We start from the raw sequence: 16,768 nt of genomic DNA on the forward strand, positions 1-16,768 counted from the left end.
CGGGTGTACGGGCACGGGCGCCACGGCACGGCCCGGACCCCAGCGTAGACGGAACGGGACGGCACTTTCGTCCCGATGTGGTCCCGCGCCCGATCCCGCCCCCGATCCCGCACCGCGGCAGGCGGTGAATTCGGCCGGCGGGCTGCGGGAACCGGCCGGGGCGAGGGGGCGGGCGGCGCCCCCTCGTTCATGCTCCCGCCCCGCTCCCGCCATCCGCACGCCACCCGTCCTGTCTTGACAACTTCCGCGCCCAGGAAAGAGATTGACGCGCGTAGAGGCGATTTCCTCGCCGTTCACTCCTTTCCGGAGGCCACCACCATGTCCCTTCGCGCACCGCGCGGACCCGTCGCCGTCACCGCCGTCGCCGCCTCCGCCCTCGCGGCCGGGCTGCTCGTCGTGCCCTCGTCGGCCTCCGCCGCCGAGATCCGCATCCATGACATCCAGGGCAGCACCCGGATATCCCCGCTCGCCGGACAGCAGGTGACCCAGGTCCCCGGCACGGTCACGGCGATACGTGCCTTCGGCTCGTCGCGCGGCTTCTGGATCCAGGACGCCGAGCCCGACCGGGACGCGGCCACCAGCGAGGCGATCTTCGTCTTCACCGGATCGACCACGCCCTCGGTCGCCGTGGGCCACTCGGTGCTGGTCTCCGGGACGGTGTCCGAGTACTACCCGGGCGGCAAGGACGCCGGTCTGCAGTCGCTCACCGAGATCTCCAAGGCCACCTGGACGGTCCGGTCCTCCGGCAATGCGCTGCCCGCCGCGTACCGGCTCAACCCCTCCACCATCCCCGACCGCTACACCCCGGACGCGGGCGGCGACTCCATCGAGGGGCTGACGCTGCGGCCGCGCTCGTACGCCCTGGACCGCTACGAGTCGCTTGAAGGCATGCGGGTCTCGGTCGAGAACGCCCCCGTGGTCGGCGCGACCAACACCTACAAGGAGCTGTGGGTCACCGCCGAGCCCCGCCACCGGCGGACCGCGCGCGGCGGCGCCCTCTACGGCTCGTACCGCGACCCCAACGCGGGCCGGGTGAAGGTGGTCTCCCTCCTCCCTTACGCCGAGCACCCCTTCCCCGTCGCGGATGTCGGCGACGCGCTGACCGGCACCACGGCCGGGCCGCTGGACTACGACAACTTCGGCGGCTACACGCTCGCGGCCACCACGATGGGCGAGCCGGCCGACCACGGCCCGAAGCGGGAAAGCACCCGCGAGCAGAAGGCGGACGAACTCTCCATCGCCACCTACAACGTGGAGAACCTCTCCCCCAAGACCGCCCAGTCGAAGTTCGACCGGCTGGCCACCGGGCTGGTGGAGCACCTCGCCTCGCCGGACATCGTCGCGCTGGAGGAGGTCCAGGACGACAACGGCGCCACGAACGACTCGGTGGTGGGGGCCGACGCCACGCTGACCAAGCTCACCGACGCGATCAAGGCGGCGGGCGGCCCCTCGTACGAGTGGCGCCAGATCGACCCGGTTGACGACCAGGACGGCGGCGAGCCGGGCGGCAACATCCGCGTGGCGTTCCTCTACAACCCGGAGCGGGTCTCCTTCACCGACATCCCCGGCGGCGACTCCACCACCCCGGTGACGGTCGAGAAGAAGGGCGGCAAGGCCACGCTGTCGGCCTCCCCCGGCCGTATCGACCCGGCGAACGGCGTCTGGAAGGCCAGCCGCAAGCCGCTGGTCGGGCAGTTCTCCTTCCGCGGCCGCCCGGTGTTCGTGGTCGCGAACCACTTCAACTCCAAGGGCGGCGACCAGGGTCTGGACAGCCGCTTCCAGCCCCCGGCCCGCTCCTCGGAGACCCAGCGCACCGGACAGGCCACGGCGGTCAACACCTTCGTCAAGGCGCTGCTGAACGCCGACCCGAAGGCGGCGGTGGTGGTCGCGGGCGACCTCAACGACTACCAGTTCTCGCCCGCGCTGGCCGACCTCACCAACGGCGGTGTGCTCACCGACCTGGTGACCCGGCTGCCGAGGGACGAGCGCTACGGCTATGTCTACAACGGCAATTCGCAGGTGCTGGACCACATCCTGACCAGCCGCGCGCTGCGCCGTGCCGACTACGACATCGTGCACATCAACGCCGAGTTCGCGGACCAGTCCAGCGACCACGACCCGCAGGTGGTGCGGGTGCGCCCCTGAGAAAACCCTTCCGGGGGCGCGGGGGGCTCTTGCCTCCCGCACCCCCGGGTACTACCGGCAGGTGGCGCCGCTGTTGTGGGTAATCGTTCCTCCCCCAGCTACCGCTGGAGGTGCCCCCTGGCGGAACGGGTGGGCACAACACCACCCACCGGCCCGCACTCGACAACGAAACACAGGGGGGCGAACCCCGGCCAACTCAGTTGTGGCTGTGCAGCGCCTCGTTCAGCCCACCCCAGGAACCGGTGCGGGGCAGCGCCTCGACCGCGCCGGTGATGGAGTTGCGGCGGAAGAGGAGGTTGTCGGCGCCGGAGAGCTCCAGGGCCTTGGCGATCTTGCCGTCCGGAAGGGTGACGCGGGTGCCCGCCGTCACATACAGCCCCGCCTCGACGATGCAGTCGTCGCCGAGCGGAATGCCCAGGCCCGCCTCGGCGCCGAGCAGGCAGCGCTCGCCGATGGTGATCGTCTGCTTGCCGCCGCCGGAGAGGGTGCCCATGATCGAGGCGCCGCCGCCGATGTCGGAGCCGTCGCCGACCACGACGCCCGCGCTGATCCGGCCCTCGACCATGGAGGTGCCCAGCGTGCCGGCGTTGAAGTTGACGAAGCCCTCGTGCATGACCGTGGTCCCGGGGGCGAGGTGGGCGCCGAGGCGGACCCGGTCGGCGTCGCCGATGCGGACGCCGGCGGGGACGACGTAGTCGGTCATCCGGGGGAACTTGTCGACACTGGTCACCGAGAGGTACAGCCCCTCGGCGCGGGCGGCAAGTCGGGCCCGCTCCACCCGGTCGGCGGCGACGGGGCCGAGCGAGGTCCAGGCGACGTTGGCGAGCAGGCCGAACTGGCCGTCCAGGCTCAGGCCGTGCGGCTTGACCAGCCGGTGGCTGAGCAGATGCAGCCGCAGATAGACGTCGTGCGCGTCCAGCGGCTTCTCGTCCAGCGAGGCGATGACCGTGCGGACGGCGACGACCTCGACGCCGCGCCGGGGATCCGGCCCGACCGCCTTGAGGGCGGTCTCGCCCAGCAGCTGCGCGGTCCGCTCGGCGTCGAGCCGCTCGGTCCCGGCCGGGCCGGGCTCGGCGGCCAGCTCGGGGGCCGGGAACCAGGTGTCCAGAACGGTGCCGTCCTCGGTGAGGGTGGCGAGACCGGCGGCGACGGCGCCGGTGGGGGCGGTGGTGGATGCATCGGTCATGGTCAGAACGCTAACCGGAGGCGGGGCCGGGAGGCGAACCGGTCTCAGCGGGCGAGCCCGGGCGGCCGGTCGTCCGCGGACTCAACCGGCGGGCGGCCCGTTGTCGCCGTCCACGCCCATGATCCGCGCCAGCGCCGCGCTCGTGCCCTCCCGGTCGTACGGGCGGTCCGCCAGCAGCACCTGCAGGGTCAGCCCGTCGATCAGAGCCACCACGGCGCGCGCCGTGGTCGCGTCGGGCACCAGTCGCGTCAGCATCCGGGCCATCTCGTCCAGGCACTCGGCGGCGAGCGGACGCAGCCTCTCATGGCGCAACGCGGCGAAGTACAGCTCGTACTCCAGCTCCATCCGCGCCCGGTCGCCCGTGAGCTGATCCTCCAGCCACCGGGCCAGCTCGTCCGCCGGCGGTGCGGCCGGATCGACGCCCTCCACCCAGCTCTCCACCTCCGCCAGCCACTCCGCGTTGATCTGGCGGAGCGCCGCGATCAGCAGGTCGTCGAGGGTCGCGAAATGGTAGGTCGTCGAGCCCAGCGGCACATCGGCCGCGGCGGCCACGGCCCGGTGGCCGAGCCCCCCGATGCCGCTCTCGCGGACCACGGCGGCCGCGGCGTCGATGATCCGCTGCCGCCGCTCGGGGTCGTAGCGGCGGCCCATCAGTGGGCGCCGTTCAGATTGAGCACCACCACTCCGGCGATGACCAGCAGCACGCCGAGCACCTTGGCGGCGGTCATCGCCTCCCCAGGAAGAGCATGCCGATCGCGGCGATGACGGCGGTCCCGGCCCCGGCCCATATGGCGTAGGCGGTGCTGACGGAGATGGTCTTGAGCGTGTGCGCGAGCAGCACGAAGGACAGCAGATAGCCCGCGCCGGTGGCCAGCGAGGGCCAGAGCCTGCTGAAGCCTTCGCTGTACTTCATGGAGGTGGTCGCCAGGATCTCGGCCAGGATGGCCCCGGAGAGCGTCACATATCCCATGCGTACAAGTGTACACAACGATGCGTACGGGCGTACGCAACGATCCACGCCATACGAAACGGCCCCCGCGCCGAAGCACGGGGGCCGCTCACACAAGCCCAGGAGGCGAGAGGTCAGACGTTGAAGCCGAGGGCGCGCAGCTGCTCACGTCCATCGTCGGTGATCTTGTCCGGGCCCCACGGCGGCATCCAGACCCAGTTGATCCGGAGCTCGTTGACGATACCGTCGGTCGCGGACTTGGCCTGGTCCTCGATGACGTCGGTCAGCGGACACGCCGCCGAGGTCAGCGTCATGTCGATCGTCGCGATGTTCGCGTCGTCGATGTGAATGCCGTAGATCAGCCCGAGGTTGACCACGTCGATGCCCAGCTCGGGGTCCACGACGTCGTACAGGGCCTCGCGGACCTCTTCCTCGCTGGCGGGCTTGGTGGTGGTCACGTTGTCACTCATGCGGTCTTCCCTCCGGCGGTCTCACCCAGTGCCTGTGCCGTGGCGTCCTTCCATGCCATCCAGCTCAGCAGGGCGCATTTCACACGGGCCGGGTACTTGGAGACACCGGCGAACGCGATCGCGTCCTCCAGCACCTCCTCCATGGCGTCGTCCGGCTCGGCCTTGCCCTTGGACTGCATCAGGTGCAGGAAGGTCTCCTGGATCCTGCGGGCCTCGGCCAGCTCCTTGCCCACCAGCAGCTCATTGAGCACGGAGGCGCTGGCCTGGCTGATGGAACAGCCCTGGCCCTCGTAGCTCACGTCCTCGATGGTCTCGCCGTCAAGCCGCACCCGGAGCGTGATCTCGTCACCGCAGGTGGGATTGACATGGTGTACCTCTGCGTCGCCGTCCCTCAGGCCCCTTCCATGGGGGTTCTTGTAGTGGTCCAGGATCACGTCCTGGTACATCGAATCCAGCTTCACGCGGCACGCCCCTACCCGAAGAAGTTCCGTACGTGCTCCAGGCCCTCCACCAAGGCGTCGACCTCGGCCGGAGTGGAGTACAGATAGAACGACGCTCGGGTGGTCGCCGGAATTCCATAGCGCAGGCATACGGGGCGGGCGCAGTGGTGGCCGACCCGGACCGCGATTCCCTGCTCGTCGAGCACCTGGCCCACGTCGTGGGGGTGGATGTCGCCGAGCGTGAAGGAGATCGTGGCGCCGCGCTCCTCGGCCGTGGTGGGGCCGATGATGCGCAGGTCCGGCACCTCCAGGAGCCTGCCGACCGCATAGTGCGTGAGGGCGTGCTCATGGCGGGTGATGTTGTCCATGCCGATCGAGGTGAGGTAGTCCACGGCCGCGCCGAGGCCGACGGCCTGGGCGATCGGGGGCGTACCGGCCTCGAACTTGTGCGGCGCCGGGGCGTAGGTGGACGAATGCATCGAGACGGTCTCGATCATCTCGCCGCCGCCGAGGAACGGAGGCAGGTCCTCCAGCAGCTCCTGGCGGCCCCACAGCACACCGATACCGGTCGGGCCGCACATCTTGTGGCCGGTGAAGGCCACGAAGTCGGCCTGGAGCGCCTGCACGTCCAGCAGCATGTGCGGGGCGGCCTGGGAGGCGTCGATCACCACGAGGGCGCCGACGTCCTGGGCGCGGCGGACGATCGCCTCGACCGGGTTGACCGTGCCGAGGATGTTGGAGACCAGCACGAACGAGACGACCTTGGTCTTCTCGGTGATGACCTGCTCTATCTCCGACAGGTCGAGCCGGCCGTCCTCGGTGAGGCCGAACCACTTCAGCTTCGCGCCGGTGCGCTGCGAGAGCAGCTGCCACGGAACGATGTTGGAGTGGTGCTCCATCTCGGTGATGACGATCTCGGTTTCCTGGTCCACCCGGTAGGGCTCGTCGGCCCAGCCGAGCATGTTGGCGACCAGGTTCAGCGACTCCGAGGCGTTCTTGGTGAAGATCACCTCGTCGCGGCTGGGAGCGTTGATGAAGGCGGCGACCTTGTCGCGGGCGCCCTCGTACAGCTCCGTGGCCTCCTCGGCGAGCATATGGACGCCGCGGTGCACATTGGCGTTGGAGCGCTCGTAGTAGTCGTTGAGCACGTCCAGCACCTGGCGCGGCTTCTGCGACGTCGCCGCGTTGTCCAGGTAGACGAGCTTCTTGCCGTCGTGGACGACACGGTCCAGGATCGGGAAGTCCTTGCGGATCGCCTCGGTGTCGAGGAGGCCCGGCAGCTGTGTCACTCGGATGCGCCTCCCTTCACGTACGCCTCGTAGCCCTCTTCTTCCAGCTTGTCGGCGAGCTCCGGGCCGCCGGACTCGGCGATCCGGCCCGCCGCGAAGACGTGGACGTGATCGGGCTTGATGTACCGCAGGATGCGGGTGTAGTGGGTGATCAGCAGGGTGCCGACCTGGCCCGCCTCACGGACCCGGTTGACGCCCTCGGAGACCACCCGCAGTGCGTCGACGTCGAGGCCGGAGTCGGTCTCGTCGAGGATCGCGATGGCCGGCTTCAGCAGCTCCAGCTGGAGGATCTCGTGGCGCTTCTTCTCACCGCCGGAGAAGCCCTCGTTCACATTCCGCTCGGCGAAGGACGGGTCGATGTTGAGGCGCTCCATGGCCTCCTTGACCTCCTTCACCCAGGTGCGCAGCTTGGGCGCCTCGCCGCGGATCGCGGTCGCGGAGGTGCGCAGGAAGTTGGAGACGGAGACGCCGGGCACCTCGACCGGGTACTGCATGGCGAGGAAGACACCGGCGCGGGCGCGCTCGTCGACGGACATCGCGAGCACGTCCTCGCCGTCCAGCGTCACGGTGCCGCCGGTGATCGTGTACTTCGGGTGCCCGGCGAGCGAGTAGGCGAGGGTGGACTTGCCGGAGCCGTTGGGGCCCATGATGGCGTGCGTCTCGCCCTGCTTCACGGTCAGGTCGACACCGCGCAGGATCTCGCGGGGGCCGCCCTCGGCGTCGACGGAAACGTGCAGGTCGTGGATCTCAAGCGTGGCCATGGGTGCCTCAGGACTCCTGGGTGACGGAGACGAGCACATCGTCCCCTTCGATCTTTACGGGGTATACGGGGACCGGGCGCGTCGCGGGGAGGCCGGACGGCTTGCCGGTGCGCAGGTCGAAGCTGGAGCCGTGCAGCCAGCACTCGATCTGGCAGTCCTCCACCTCGCCCTCGGACAGCGAGACGTTCGCATGCGAGCAGATGTCGTTGACCGCGAACACTTCGCCCTCGGTGCGCACCAGTGCCACGGGCACGCCCTCGAGCTCGACCCGCTTGGGGGTGTCGTCCTCGAGTTCGTCCAGCGCACAGGCGCGTACGAAGGTGTTGGTCATCCTACGGACGCCTCCAGCTCGGCCTCGATCTTGGCGATGAGCCGCTCCTCCAGGTCGGGGATCCCGATCTGCTGGACGAGCTCGGCGAAGAAGCCGCGGACGACCAGACGGCGGGCCTCGTCGGCCGGGATGCCGCGCGCCATCAGGTAGAAGAGCTGCTCGTCCTCGAAGCGGCCGGTCGCGCTCGCGTGACCGGCGCCGACGATCTCACCGGTCTCGATCTCCAGGTTCGGCACCGAGTCGACCCGGGCGCCGTCGGTGAGGACCAGGTTCCGGTTGAGCTCGTAGGTGTCGGTGCCCTCCGCGGCGGCCCGGATCAGCACATCGCCGATCCACACCGCGTGCGCCTCGGCGCCCTGCAGCGCGCCCTTGTAGGCCACGTTGCTCCGGCAGTGCGGGGTGTCGTGGTCGATGAAGAGCCGGTGCTCCTGGTGCTGGCCGTTGTCGGTGAAGTACACGCCGTACAGCTCGGCCTCACCGCCCGGGGCGCCGTAGACGACGCGCGGGTGGAGCCGCACCAGATCGCCGCCGAAGGTGACGACCACGGACTTGAAGGTGGCGTCCCGGCCGACCAGCGCGGTGTGCTGACCGGCGTGAACCGCGGTGTCGTCCCAGTCCTGGATCGAGACCACGGTGAGCTTGGCGCCGTCGCCGATCAGGTACTCCACATTGGCGGCGAGGGTGGCGTCACCGGTGTGGTCGATGACCACGACCGCCTCGGCGAAGGCGCCGACCTCGACCACCTGGTGGCCGAAGGCGGTGCCGCCCTCGCCGTGCACGGCGATCCGCACCGGCTCGGTGAGCACCGTCTCCTTGGGCACCGAGACGACCGACGCCTTCTCGAAGGAGCTGTACGCCTGGGCCGCCACCCGGTCCACCGGCTTGCCGGCCTTCCCCAGGCGTGCGTCGTCACGGCCCACGGTCTCGACCGTGACGCCCTCGGGGGCGGTCACCTCGACCTTGACGCCGCCGTCGGCGACAGCCGTGCCGTCATGGAGACCGCGCAGCCGCTCCAGGGGGGTGAACCGCCAGTCCTCCTCGCGGCCATGGGGCACCGGGAAGTCGGCCACGTCGTACGACGCGGGCGCGCTCACCCGGGCATCGGTGGGCTGGCCCACCTGGATGACGCCGTCCGTGGTGGATCCGGCCGGGATGGTTTCAGCCATGGCTGTCGTACTGCTCTCTTTCTGCCTGATGGGCCTGAACGGGATGCCCGGGCGGAGGACGGTGCCCCCGCCGGGGCCGGAAGGGGGTGGCGTCAGCCGACCGCGCCCTCCATCTGCAGCTCGATCAGCCGGTTGAGCTCCAGCGCGTACTCCATGGGCAGCTCGCGCGCGATCGGCTCGACGAAGCCGCGCACGATCATCGCCATGGCCTCGTCCTCGGACAGACCGCGGCTCATCAGGTAGAAGAGCTGGTCGTCGCTGACCTTGGAGACGGTCGCCTCATGGCCCATGGACACGTCGTCCTCGCGGACGTCCACATACGGGTAGGTGTCCGAGCGGGAGATCGTGTCGACGAGCAGGGCGTCACAGAGCACATTGGACTTGGAGCCCTCGGCGCCCTCGCCGATCTCGATCAGACCGCGGTAGGAGGTGCGGCCGCCGCCGCGCGCCACCGACTTGGAGACGATGTTCGACGAGGTGCGGGGGGCCATGTGGACCATCTTGGCGCCCGCGTCCTGGTGCTGGCCCTCGCCCGCGAAGGCGATGGACAGGGTCTCGCCCTTGGCGTGCTCACCCATCAGGTAGACGGCGGGGTACTTCATGGTCACCTTGGAGCCGATGTTGCCGTCGACCCACTCCATGGTCGCGCCCTCGTAGGCCACGGCGCGCTTGGTGACCAGGTTGTAGACGTTGTTCGACCAGTTCTGGATGGTCGTGTAGCGGCAGCGGGCGCCCTTCTTGACGATGATCTCGACGACCGCGGAGTGCAGCGAGTCCGACTTGTAGATCGGCGCGGTGCAGCCCTCGACGTAGTGGACGTAGGCGTCCTCGTCGACGATGATCAGCGTCCGCTCGAACTGGCCCATGTTCTCGGTGTTGATCCGGAAGTACGCCTGCAGCGGGATCTCCACGTGCACGCCCTTCGGCACGTAGATGAACGAGCCGCCGGACCAGACCGCCGTGTTCAGCGAGGCGAACTTGTTGTCGCCCGCCGGGATCACGGTGCCGAAGTACTCCTGGAACAGCTCGGGGTGCTCCTTGAGCGCCGTGTCGGTGTCCAGGAAGATGACGCCCTGCTCCTCCAGGTCCTCACGGATCTGGTGGTAGACGACCTCGGACTCGTACTGGGCCGCGACACCCGCGACGAGGCGCTGCTTCTCGGCCTCCGGGATGCCCAGCTTGTCGTACGTGTTCTTGATGTCCTCGGGCAGGTCGTCCCACGAGGCGGCCTGCTGCTCGGTGGAGCGGACGAAGTACTTGATGTTGTCGAAGTCGATGCCCGACAGGTCCGAGCCCCAGGTGGGCATGGGCTTCTTGCCGAAGAGCTTCAGGCCCTTGAGGCGGAGCTTGAGCATCCACTCCGGCTCGGACTTCTTCCCCGAGATGTCGCGTACGACCTCCTCGGAGAGGCCGCGCTTGGCCGAGGCGCCGGCCACGTCGGAGTCGGCCCAGCCGTACTCGTAGTTGCCCAGGCCTTCAAGCTCGGGGTGAGCGGTCTCCGTGGGGAGAGTCATTCGGGGTTCCTCCCGGCCGTGCTGGCAGATGCGGTGGTGGTCTTGGTGGTGCTGGTGTCGGTCTTCTCGACCTTGCCGGTCTTCGGAATGAACGTCGTGCACACTCCGTCGCCATGGGCGATGGTGGCCAGACGCTGCACATGAGTTCCGAGCAGCTGGGAGAAGACCTCGGTCTCCGCCTCACACAGCTGCGGATATCGCTCGGCTGCGTGGGCGACCGGGCAGTGGTGCTGGCAGAGCTGTTCGCCGACCGGCGCGCTGCGCGCCGTAGCAGCGTACCCGTCCGCGGAGAGCGCGTCGGCGAGGGCTTCGGTGCGGCGGCCGGGGGCGGCGGCCTCGACGGTGCCGCGGTATCCCTCCGCCTGGGCGGCGAGCCTGGCGCGGGCGAACGCGGCGACCGCGGCGCGGCCCGCCTCGCCGCCTCCGGCGCTCTGCTCGATCCAGTGCAGGGCGTCGACGGCGAGCTTGTCGTAAGCCTGGTCGAAGGCGTCGCGGCCGCAGTCGGTGAGCGCGAAGACCTTGGCCGGGCGGCCGCGCCCCCGCGCCCCGTACACCCTCTTCTCTCGGGGCTCGACGACGCCGTCGGCGACGAGGGTGTCCAGGTGGCGACGGACGGCCGCCTGGGTCAGCTCCAGCCGCAGGGCGAGCTCCGCCGCGGTGGAGGGGCCATGGTCGAGGATGGAGCGCGCGACCCGGTTGCGGGTGCCGTGCTGCTCTTCCGGCGCGGATGCGGGCGCGCCGGACCGCGCGGCCAGTTCGGCCGCGCGTTCGTTCGGAGCCTCGCTCGCGTATTTCACAACGCCATTGTTGCGTAATTCCCCGGCGCGGCACAAGCGGGGAGATCCGCAGGTCCGGTGGGGTACGTCACTTAGGTGTACCTAAGTCCGAGAGGGTCCGCGCCCCGGTTTCACCTGCGGCGACGCCTTCGCGGCCGGGCGGCGGGCACCGCGGCTTCCGGCCCTGCCGCCCACGGAGGCCCCGGCGATTCGTAGACTGCCGGACATGCGTGAAGAGCCCGCGGTCGACATCGTCGGCCTGGTCAAGCGGTACGGCCCGAAGACCGCGGTCGACGGGCTCGACCTGTCCGTGGACCGGGGCGCCGTGACCGCCGTTCTCGGCCCCAACGGAGCCGGTAAGACCACCACCGTCGAGACCTGCGAGGGATACCGCCGTCCCGACGCCGGCACGGTCCGGATATTCGGGCTCGACCCGGTCGCGGACGCCCCCGCACTGCGCCCCCGGGTCGGGGTGATGCTGCAATCCGGGGGCGTTTATTCCGGCGCGCGCGCAGAAGAGATGCTCCGCCATACCGCCTCCCTGCACGCGCATCCGGTCGACGTCGACCTGCTGATCGACCGGCTCGGCCTCGCCTCCTGCGGCCGGACCACCTACCGGCGGCTCTCCGGCGGCCAGCAGCAGCGGCTCGCGCTCGCCATGGCCGTCGTCGGCCGCCCCGAGCTGGTCTTCCTCGACGAGCCGACCGCCGGACTCGACCCACAGGCCCGCCGCGCCACCTGGGACCTCATCCGCGATCTGCGGGACGACGGGGTCACCGTCATGCTGACCACCCACTACATGGACGAGGCCGAGCAGCTCGCCGACGATGTGGCGATCATCGACGGCGGCAAGGTGATCGCCCGGGGCAGCCCCGAGGAGCTGTGCCGGGGCGGCGCCGAGAACACCCTGCGCTTCGGCGGCCGCCCCGCACTCGACCTGGCCTCGCTCCTCAAGGCGCTGCCCGCCGACTCCACGGCCGCCGAGCTGACCCCCGGCTCGTACCGCGTCACCGGCAAGGTCAACCCCCAGATGCTGGCCACCGTCACCTCCTGGTGCGCGCAGAACGGTGTGCTGCCGGACCGGATCTCGGTCGAGCGGCACACCCTCGAGGACGTCTTCCTGGAGCTCACCGGTAAGGAGCTGCGAGCGTGACCGCCACGGGCACTTTTCTCCCCAAGCCGGGGGCGGCCCCGCTGATGAGGATGATCCGGGCGCAGGCCGCGCTGGAGACCCGGATGCTGCTGCGCAACGGCGAGCAGCTGCTGCTGACCGTCGTCATCCCGTCCCTGCTGCTGGTGCTCTTCAGCACCGTCGACATCGTCGACACGGGCGCCGACGGCAGCACGGTGGACTTCCTGACGCCCGGTGTGCTGGCGCTTGCCGTGCTGTCCACGGCCTTCACCGGACAGGCCATCGCCACCGGCTTCGAGCGGCGCTACGGTGTGCTCAAGCGGCTCGCCGTCTCACCGCTGCCGCGGTGGGGGCTGATGACCGCCAAGACCCTCGCGGTGCTGGTCACCGAGGTCCTGCAGATCGTGCTGCTGACCGCGATCGCGCTGGCGCTGGGCTGGTCACCGCACGGTGACCCGCTCTCGGTGGCACTGCTGCTGATCCTCGGCACCGCGGCGTTCTCCGGCCTCGGGCTGCTGATGGCGGGCACCCTCAAGGCCGAGGCGACCCTGGCCGCCGCCAACCTGGTCTTCCTGCTGCTGCTCGTGGCCGGCGGGGTGATCGTGTCGCTGGACAAGTTCCCGGGCGCGGTGCGCGGCGCGCTGGAGCTGCTGCCGATCTCGGCGCTCTCGGGCGGGCTGCGGGACGTCCTCCAGGACGGGGGCGGGATGCCGTGGCGGGATCTGGGGATCCTGGCGGTCTGGGCGGTGCTGGGGCTGGGCGCGGCGGCGCGCTTCTTCCGCTGGGAGTAGCTTTCGCCGGGAGCAGCTCCCGCTGGGAGCAGTCCGAACACCTCTGCGAGCTGCGGCTTTACCGAAGCACTACCCCTCGTGAAAAGCTGCACAAGCGGCGGCCTACGATGTTCCCGTGCCGAATTCGCTGAATCCGTTCGAGCTGATCGCCCGACGCTGGCAGCCCTCCGCGCGCTTCGTGGAGCGGGCCGCGCTGGCCACCGTGGTGATGGCCGTGGTCATCGTCGTGACCGGTGGCGCGGTCCGGCTCACCCAGTCCGGGCTGGGCTGTGACACCTGGCCCAAGTGCACCTCCGGCAGCCTGACGCCGACCTCCGACATGGGCATCCACGGCGCCATCGAGTTCGGCAACCGCATGCTGACGTACGTCCTGTGCGCCGTCATCGGACTCCTGATCATCGCCGCCCGCGCGCGTACGCCCGTGCGCACCTCGCTGACCCGGCTCGGCTGGGCCCAGTTCTGGATCGTCATGGGCAACGCCGTGGTCGGCGGCATCACGGTGCTCACCGGGCTCAACCCGTACATCGTCAGCTCGCACTTCCTGCTCTCCTCCACACTGCTCACGGTCGCCGTGGCGACCTGGTGGCGGGCGCGCGAGGGCGACGCCGAGCCGCGCGATCTCGTGGCCGTGCCGGTGCGCCAGCTCACCCGGTTGCTGATCGCCGCCACCGGCGCGCTCATCGTGATCGGCACCGTGGTCACCGGCGCCGGTCCGCACGCCGGTGACGCCCGTAAGGTGCACCGCATCCCGCTGAACTGGCAGGAGATCACCCAGCTCCACGTGGACTTCGTCTACATCGTGCTGGGCCTCACCGTCGCCCTGTGGTTCACGCTGCGGGCCGTGAAGGCCCCGGCCGCCCAGCGCCGTACGGTCCTGGAGCTCCTCGTCATCCTGCTCCTGCAGGGCGTGGTCGGGTACGTGCAGTACTTCACCCATCTGCCCGAGGTCGTCGTCGGCATCCATATGCTCGGCTCCTGCCTGGTGTGGATCGCGGTGCTGCGGGTGCTGCTCGCCCAGCGCGAGCGCGCCGCGCTTCCGGCGGCCGTCCCCGCCCCCACCGGCGACCACGAGACCGTTCAGCCCGAGCCGGCCGCGTCCAGCCGGTAGACGCGGCGCGCGGTCCCGGCCGCGACCAGCCCGGCGATCCGCTGGGCCTCGGCCCGGGTGCAGATCTCCTCGCCGACCCACTCGTCCGCCAGCCGGGCCATGGCCTGGCCAAAGAGCCGGGCCGCGGTCACATACAGCTCGGGCAGCCCCCGTGCGCCCGTCGAGAAGAGCAGCTTGCCGAACGGCGCCTCGCCCAGGGTCTCCCCGGGCCGCGGCCCGGCGTCCGCGTAGACATGCGGGAAGGCCGCGGCGAGCTGGGCCGCCCGCCGGTGGTGCGGCCGGTCGGGCAGCAACACCAGATCGGTGCCGAAGCCCGCCGTGGCGCGCAGGAAGCCGACGAGCGACTGCGGATCGGCGCAGTGCAGCTGCACCGGTAGGCCGGTCGCGACGGCGCTCCACAGCAGATGCTGGGCGAGCGCGGGGTCGGGAGCGCGGTCCCGCGCCGGGCGTACGGTGAGCGCGAGCCAGCGGGCGGCGGCGCGCCGGACCTCGCGCGGATCGGGCGGCAGCTCGTCGCAGAAGGCGATCCCCATGGCGAAGGCGGTCGCGTGCTGGGCCGCCGCGTACAGCGCCTCGGCGGTGTTGCCGATGAAGGCGTCGACCGTGCCGGAGGTGTCGGCGACCTGCTCGGCCAGCGGCTCCAGGCGGACCACCTCATGGACCGCGCCGTCGGCCGTCGCGGCCAGTTCCTCGGCGGTGCTGAGGTCGTCCCGGGCGCCGGACTCCAGCAGGAAGGTGCCGATACCGGCGCCGCGCAGCAGCAGCCGCGCGGCGCGGTAGGCGCCCAGCTCACGGCGGCGGGCGAGATAGCTGACGGGTGCGCAGTGGGGCTCCATGCCCAGCAGCGGGGGGCACCAGCGGCGCACGGCCAGACCGGTCCAGCTGTCGAAGAAGGTGGTGCCTGCCGGGGCCGCGCCCGACCCGGCGGCGGCCGCCAGATGGGTTTCGAACGAGCCGACGCCGAGCTCGCCGTCGACCGTGCCGTGGCTGTGCTGGTCGACCAGCGGGGGCAGCGTGATCGGTCCCGCCACCGGGCCCGGCCCGTCCCGGGGGACCGGGCCGGTCGGCGGGCCCAGGGTGTTCGGGGAGTCCGTCGCCTCGTGCATCGCCGCCGCCTCTCGCCCTCCGGCATCGACGGGCTTAACGGACGGAAGGGGCGCGAGGTGTCGCCGGACCCGTTCTCAGGCGTTCTACGAGGCGGGTGCCGGAGGGTTGCCGGGTCCGCCGAGCTGGATGCCCGCCATGCGCGCCCACTCGTACGGACCGGTGCGGACCTTCGCGGCGAGCTCGCCGTCGAAGGCGTCCTGGAGGGTCAGCCCGGCGATCTCGGCCGCGCGCCGCGCGCTCTCCTGGGAGGGGGCGACGAGAACGCCCCATTCGCCATCCGCGCCGACGAGGGCGATCCGGACGGAGCCGCGCCCGATGTGGGCGATCTGCCCCTCGGCGCTGCCGCCGTGGCCGGTGGCGAAGGCCGTGATCTGGCGGGCGAGCCGCTCGGCCCGCTTCTCGTCCTTCGAGGGCTTGGGCGGCTTGGAGGGCTTCGAAGGCTTGGGCGGCTCGGACGCCGCTTCCGGCGCGGAGGCCTGCGCGGCCGGCTCGCCGCCCTCGGAAGGCTTGGGCGGCGTGGACGGCTCGGACGCTGCGGTCGGCGCGGAGGGCTGGGCGGCCGACTCGCCGCTCTCCGTCGGTTCCGGCTGGGTGGTGTCTGCCATACAGCCGATGCTACCCGCCGGTAATCACCGCAGGAAAGGGTCCACGGCCACGGCGACGAACAGCAGCGACACATAGGTGATCGACCAGTGGAACAGCCGCATCTCCTTGAGCTTCGCGCCCGTGATCTCGGCCTTGGCCCGCCCCTGGAGCGCATGCGCCTCCATGAGCCAGAACCCGCCGAGCACCGTCGCGACCACCGGGTAGAACCAGCCGGTGTAGCCCAGCGGCCACAGCAGCAGGGAGACGCCGACCATGGCCCAGCTGTAGAGGACGATCTGCTTGGCGACCACCTTGTTGCCCGCGACGACGGGCAGCATCGGCACGCCCACCCGCTCGTAGTCGTCCTTGACCTTCATCGACAGCGGCCAGTAGTGCGGCGGCGTCCAGAAGAACATCACGAGGAAGAGGATGACGGCGGCCCAGGAGACCTCGTTGGTCACCGAGGACCAGCCGATGAAGACGGGCATACAGCCGGCGATGCCGCCCCACACGATGTTCTGCGAGGTGCGCCGCTTGAGCCACATCGTGTAGACGACGACGTAGAAGACCAGCGCACCGAGCGACAGCATCGCGGACAGCGGGTTGACCAGCGCCCAGAACCAGGCCGTCGACCCCGCGGCGAGCGCGAAGGCGAAGACGAGGCATTCGCGCGGCGAGACCATGCCGGTCACGAGCGGGCGCTGCGCGGTGCGCTCCATCAGCGCGTCGATGTCCCGGTCGTAATACATGTTGAAGGCGGCCGCGCCACCGGCCGACAGATAGCCGCCGACACAGGTCGCGACCACCAGCCACAGATCCGGGACGCCCTGGGCGGCCAGGAACATGACCGGCACGGTCGTCATCAGCAGCAGTTCGATGACGCGCGGCTTGGTCAGCGCCACGAACGCCATGACACGGGCCCCGAACGGCCGGTGACCGGAGCTCGTTTCGCTCGTCTCGAGCACCCCCGCAGGACGGGATTCGACGGCCGTCACGCACACCCCTGGTGGAAGCAAGA

Annotated in this window: 16 protein-coding genes and 2 pseudogenes; 4 read left to right on the forward strand and 14 right to left on the reverse strand. The window is 70.5% G+C overall.

All coding sequences use genetic code 11. The annotated features are described in order from the left end of the window. The first annotated feature begins 318 nt into the window (after window positions 1-318). Window positions 319-2,145 carry an endonuclease/exonuclease/phosphatase family protein gene (locus BLV72_RS06575; protein WP_093460895.1) on the forward strand — a complete coding sequence of 609 codons (1,827 nt, stop codon included), beginning with the start codon at window positions 319-321 and terminating at the stop codon, window positions 2,143-2,145. A 196-nt stretch (window positions 2,146-2,341) separates the two neighbouring features. On the opposite strand, the gene dapD is transcribed toward BLV72_RS06575, so the two are convergent. From dapD to BLV72_RS06630, 11 genes and pseudogenes are all read right to left on the reverse strand, one after another. Next, window positions 2,342-3,331, reverse strand: coding sequence for a 2,3,4,5-tetrahydropyridine-2,6-dicarboxylate N-succinyltransferase (dapD, locus tag BLV72_RS06580; RefSeq protein WP_093460897.1), 990 nt, complete (start codon window positions 3,329-3,331; stop codon window positions 2,342-2,344). 81 nt (window positions 3,332-3,412) lie between these two features. After that, window positions 3,413-3,982 (reverse strand): TetR/AcrR family transcriptional regulator, encoded by a 570-nt coding sequence (locus tag BLV72_RS06585; RefSeq protein ID WP_093460898.1) that lies wholly within the window; start codon window positions 3,980-3,982, stop codon window positions 3,413-3,415. After that, window positions 3,982-4,301: pseudogene (locus BLV72_RS06590) on the reverse strand (DMT family transporter). The gene BLV72_RS06585 and the pseudogene BLV72_RS06590 overlap by 1 nt, the downstream one beginning before the upstream one ends. 113 nt (window positions 4,302-4,414) lie before the next feature. Further along, on the reverse strand, window positions 4,415-4,750 hold the full coding sequence (locus BLV72_RS06595; RefSeq protein ID WP_059144908.1) for a metal-sulfur cluster assembly factor: 336 nt from the start codon (window positions 4,748-4,750) through the stop codon (window positions 4,415-4,417). After that, on the reverse strand, window positions 4,747-5,211 hold the full coding sequence (gene sufU / locus BLV72_RS06600) for a Fe-S cluster assembly sulfur transfer protein SufU (RefSeq protein WP_093460899.1): 465 nt from the start codon (window positions 5,209-5,211) through the stop codon (window positions 4,747-4,749). The genes BLV72_RS06595 and sufU overlap by 4 nt, the downstream gene beginning before the upstream one ends. An 11-nt stretch (window positions 5,212-5,222) precedes the next feature. Continuing rightward, entirely contained in the window at window positions 5,223-6,479 is a 1,257-nt protein-coding gene (locus BLV72_RS06605; protein ID WP_059144910.1) for a cysteine desulfurase, read from the reverse strand. Continuing rightward, complete coding sequence (sufC, locus tag BLV72_RS06610) at window positions 6,476-7,240, reverse strand: Fe-S cluster assembly ATPase SufC (protein ID WP_059144911.1); 765 nt, start codon at window positions 7,238-7,240, stop codon at window positions 6,476-6,478. The genes BLV72_RS06605 and sufC overlap by 4 nt, the downstream gene beginning before the upstream one ends. A 7-nt stretch (window positions 7,241-7,247) precedes the next feature. Continuing rightward, the gene (locus tag BLV72_RS06615; protein WP_078640800.1) at window positions 7,248-7,571 is read right to left on the reverse strand and encodes a bifunctional 3-phenylpropionate/cinnamic acid dioxygenase ferredoxin subunit; all 324 of its coding nucleotides are present in this window, start codon (window positions 7,569-7,571) and stop codon (window positions 7,248-7,250) included. Further along, window positions 7,568-8,737 (reverse strand): Fe-S cluster assembly protein SufD, encoded by a 1,170-nt coding sequence (gene sufD, locus BLV72_RS06620; RefSeq protein WP_093460901.1) that lies wholly within the window; start codon window positions 8,735-8,737, stop codon window positions 7,568-7,570. Before sufD ends, BLV72_RS06615 begins: the two co-directional genes overlap by 4 nt. A gap of 92 nt (window positions 8,738-8,829) precedes the next feature. Further along, window positions 8,830-10,251, reverse strand: a complete 1,422-nt coding sequence (gene sufB / locus BLV72_RS06625) for a Fe-S cluster assembly protein SufB (RefSeq protein WP_078640802.1) — start codon at window positions 10,249-10,251, stop codon at window positions 8,830-8,832. Continuing rightward, entirely contained in the window at window positions 10,248-11,048 is an 801-nt protein-coding gene (locus BLV72_RS06630; RefSeq protein WP_093460902.1) for a helix-turn-helix transcriptional regulator, read from the reverse strand. Before BLV72_RS06630 ends, sufB begins: the two co-directional genes overlap by 4 nt. 205 nt (window positions 11,049-11,253) lie before the next feature. On the opposite strand from BLV72_RS06630, the gene BLV72_RS06635 reads away from it, so the two are divergent. The 3 genes from BLV72_RS06635 (at window position 11,254) to BLV72_RS06645 (ending at window position 14,058) form a co-directional block, all read left to right on the forward strand. Further along, window positions 11,254-12,180, forward strand: coding sequence for an ABC transporter ATP-binding protein (locus BLV72_RS06635; RefSeq protein WP_093460904.1), 927 nt, complete (start codon window positions 11,254-11,256; stop codon window positions 12,178-12,180). Further along, window positions 12,177-12,950: an ABC transporter permease gene (locus tag BLV72_RS06640; protein WP_059144917.1), complete on the forward strand. Its 774-nt coding sequence runs from the start codon at window positions 12,177-12,179 to the stop codon at window positions 12,948-12,950. The genes BLV72_RS06635 and BLV72_RS06640 overlap by 4 nt, the downstream gene beginning before the upstream one ends. 115 nt (window positions 12,951-13,065) lie before the next feature. Further along, entirely contained in the window at window positions 13,066-14,058 is a 993-nt protein-coding gene (locus tag BLV72_RS06645) for a COX15/CtaA family protein (protein WP_093460905.1), read from the forward strand. Here the strand turns inward: BLV72_RS06645 and BLV72_RS06650 are convergent. The 3 genes and pseudogenes from BLV72_RS06650 to BLV72_RS06660 all read right to left on the reverse strand — a co-directional run bounded on the left by BLV72_RS06650 (window position 14,028) and on the right by BLV72_RS06660 (window position 16,745). Beyond that, complete coding sequence (locus tag BLV72_RS06650; RefSeq protein ID WP_244320683.1) at window positions 14,028-15,164, reverse strand: amidohydrolase; 1,137 nt, start codon at window positions 15,162-15,164, stop codon at window positions 14,028-14,030. The two genes, BLV72_RS06645 and BLV72_RS06650, sit on opposite strands and share 31 nt — an antisense overlap. A gap of 84 nt (window positions 15,165-15,248) precedes the next feature. Continuing rightward, window positions 15,249-15,566 (reverse strand): annotated as a pseudogene (locus BLV72_RS06655) (hypothetical protein); the annotation flags it as partial. A 228-nt stretch (window positions 15,567-15,794) separates the two neighbouring features. Further along, complete coding sequence (locus tag BLV72_RS06660; protein WP_059144920.1) at window positions 15,795-16,745, reverse strand: heme o synthase; 951 nt, start codon at window positions 16,743-16,745, stop codon at window positions 15,795-15,797. Between the last annotated feature and the right edge of the window lie 23 nt (window positions 16,746-16,768).

This window comes from Streptomyces melanosporofaciens (assembly GCF_900105695.1).
GTDB classification, from domain to species: Bacteria; Actinomycetota; Actinomycetes; order Streptomycetales; family Streptomycetaceae; genus Streptomyces; species Streptomyces antimycoticus.

Excerpts from the sequence above, each read along its gene's own strand:
- sufB (WP_078640802.1), bottom strand. The coding sequence starts at position 10,251 with ATGACTCTCCCCACGGAGACCGCTCACCCCGAGCTTGAAGGCCTGGGC.
- BLV72_RS06635 (WP_093460904.1), top strand. The coding sequence starts at position 11,254 with ATGCGTGAAGAGCCCGCGGTCGACATCGTCGGCCTGGTCAAGCGGTAC.
- dapD (WP_093460897.1), bottom strand. The coding sequence starts at position 3,331 with ATGACCGATGCATCCACCACCGCCCCCACCGGCGCCGTCGCCGCCGGT.
- BLV72_RS06615 (WP_078640800.1), bottom strand. The coding sequence starts at position 7,571 with ATGACCAACACCTTCGTACGCGCCTGTGCGCTGGACGAACTCGAGGAC.
- sufD (WP_093460901.1), bottom strand. The coding sequence starts at position 8,737 with ATGGCTGAAACCATCCCGGCCGGATCCACCACGGACGGCGTCATCCAG.
- sufC (WP_059144911.1), bottom strand. The coding sequence starts at position 7,240 with ATGGCCACGCTTGAGATCCACGACCTGCACGTTTCCGTCGACGCCGAG.
- BLV72_RS06650 (WP_244320683.1), bottom strand. The coding sequence starts at position 15,164 with ATGCACGAGGCGACGGACTCCCCGAACACCCTGGGCCCGCCGACCGGC.
- BLV72_RS06585 (WP_093460898.1), bottom strand. The coding sequence starts at position 3,982 with ATGGGCCGCCGCTACGACCCCGAGCGGCGGCAGCGGATCATCGACGCC.
- BLV72_RS06575 (WP_093460895.1), top strand. The coding sequence starts at position 319 with ATGTCCCTTCGCGCACCGCGCGGACCCGTCGCCGTCACCGCCGTCGCC.
- BLV72_RS06595 (WP_059144908.1), bottom strand. The coding sequence starts at position 4,750 with ATGAGTGACAACGTGACCACCACCAAGCCCGCCAGCGAGGAAGAGGTC.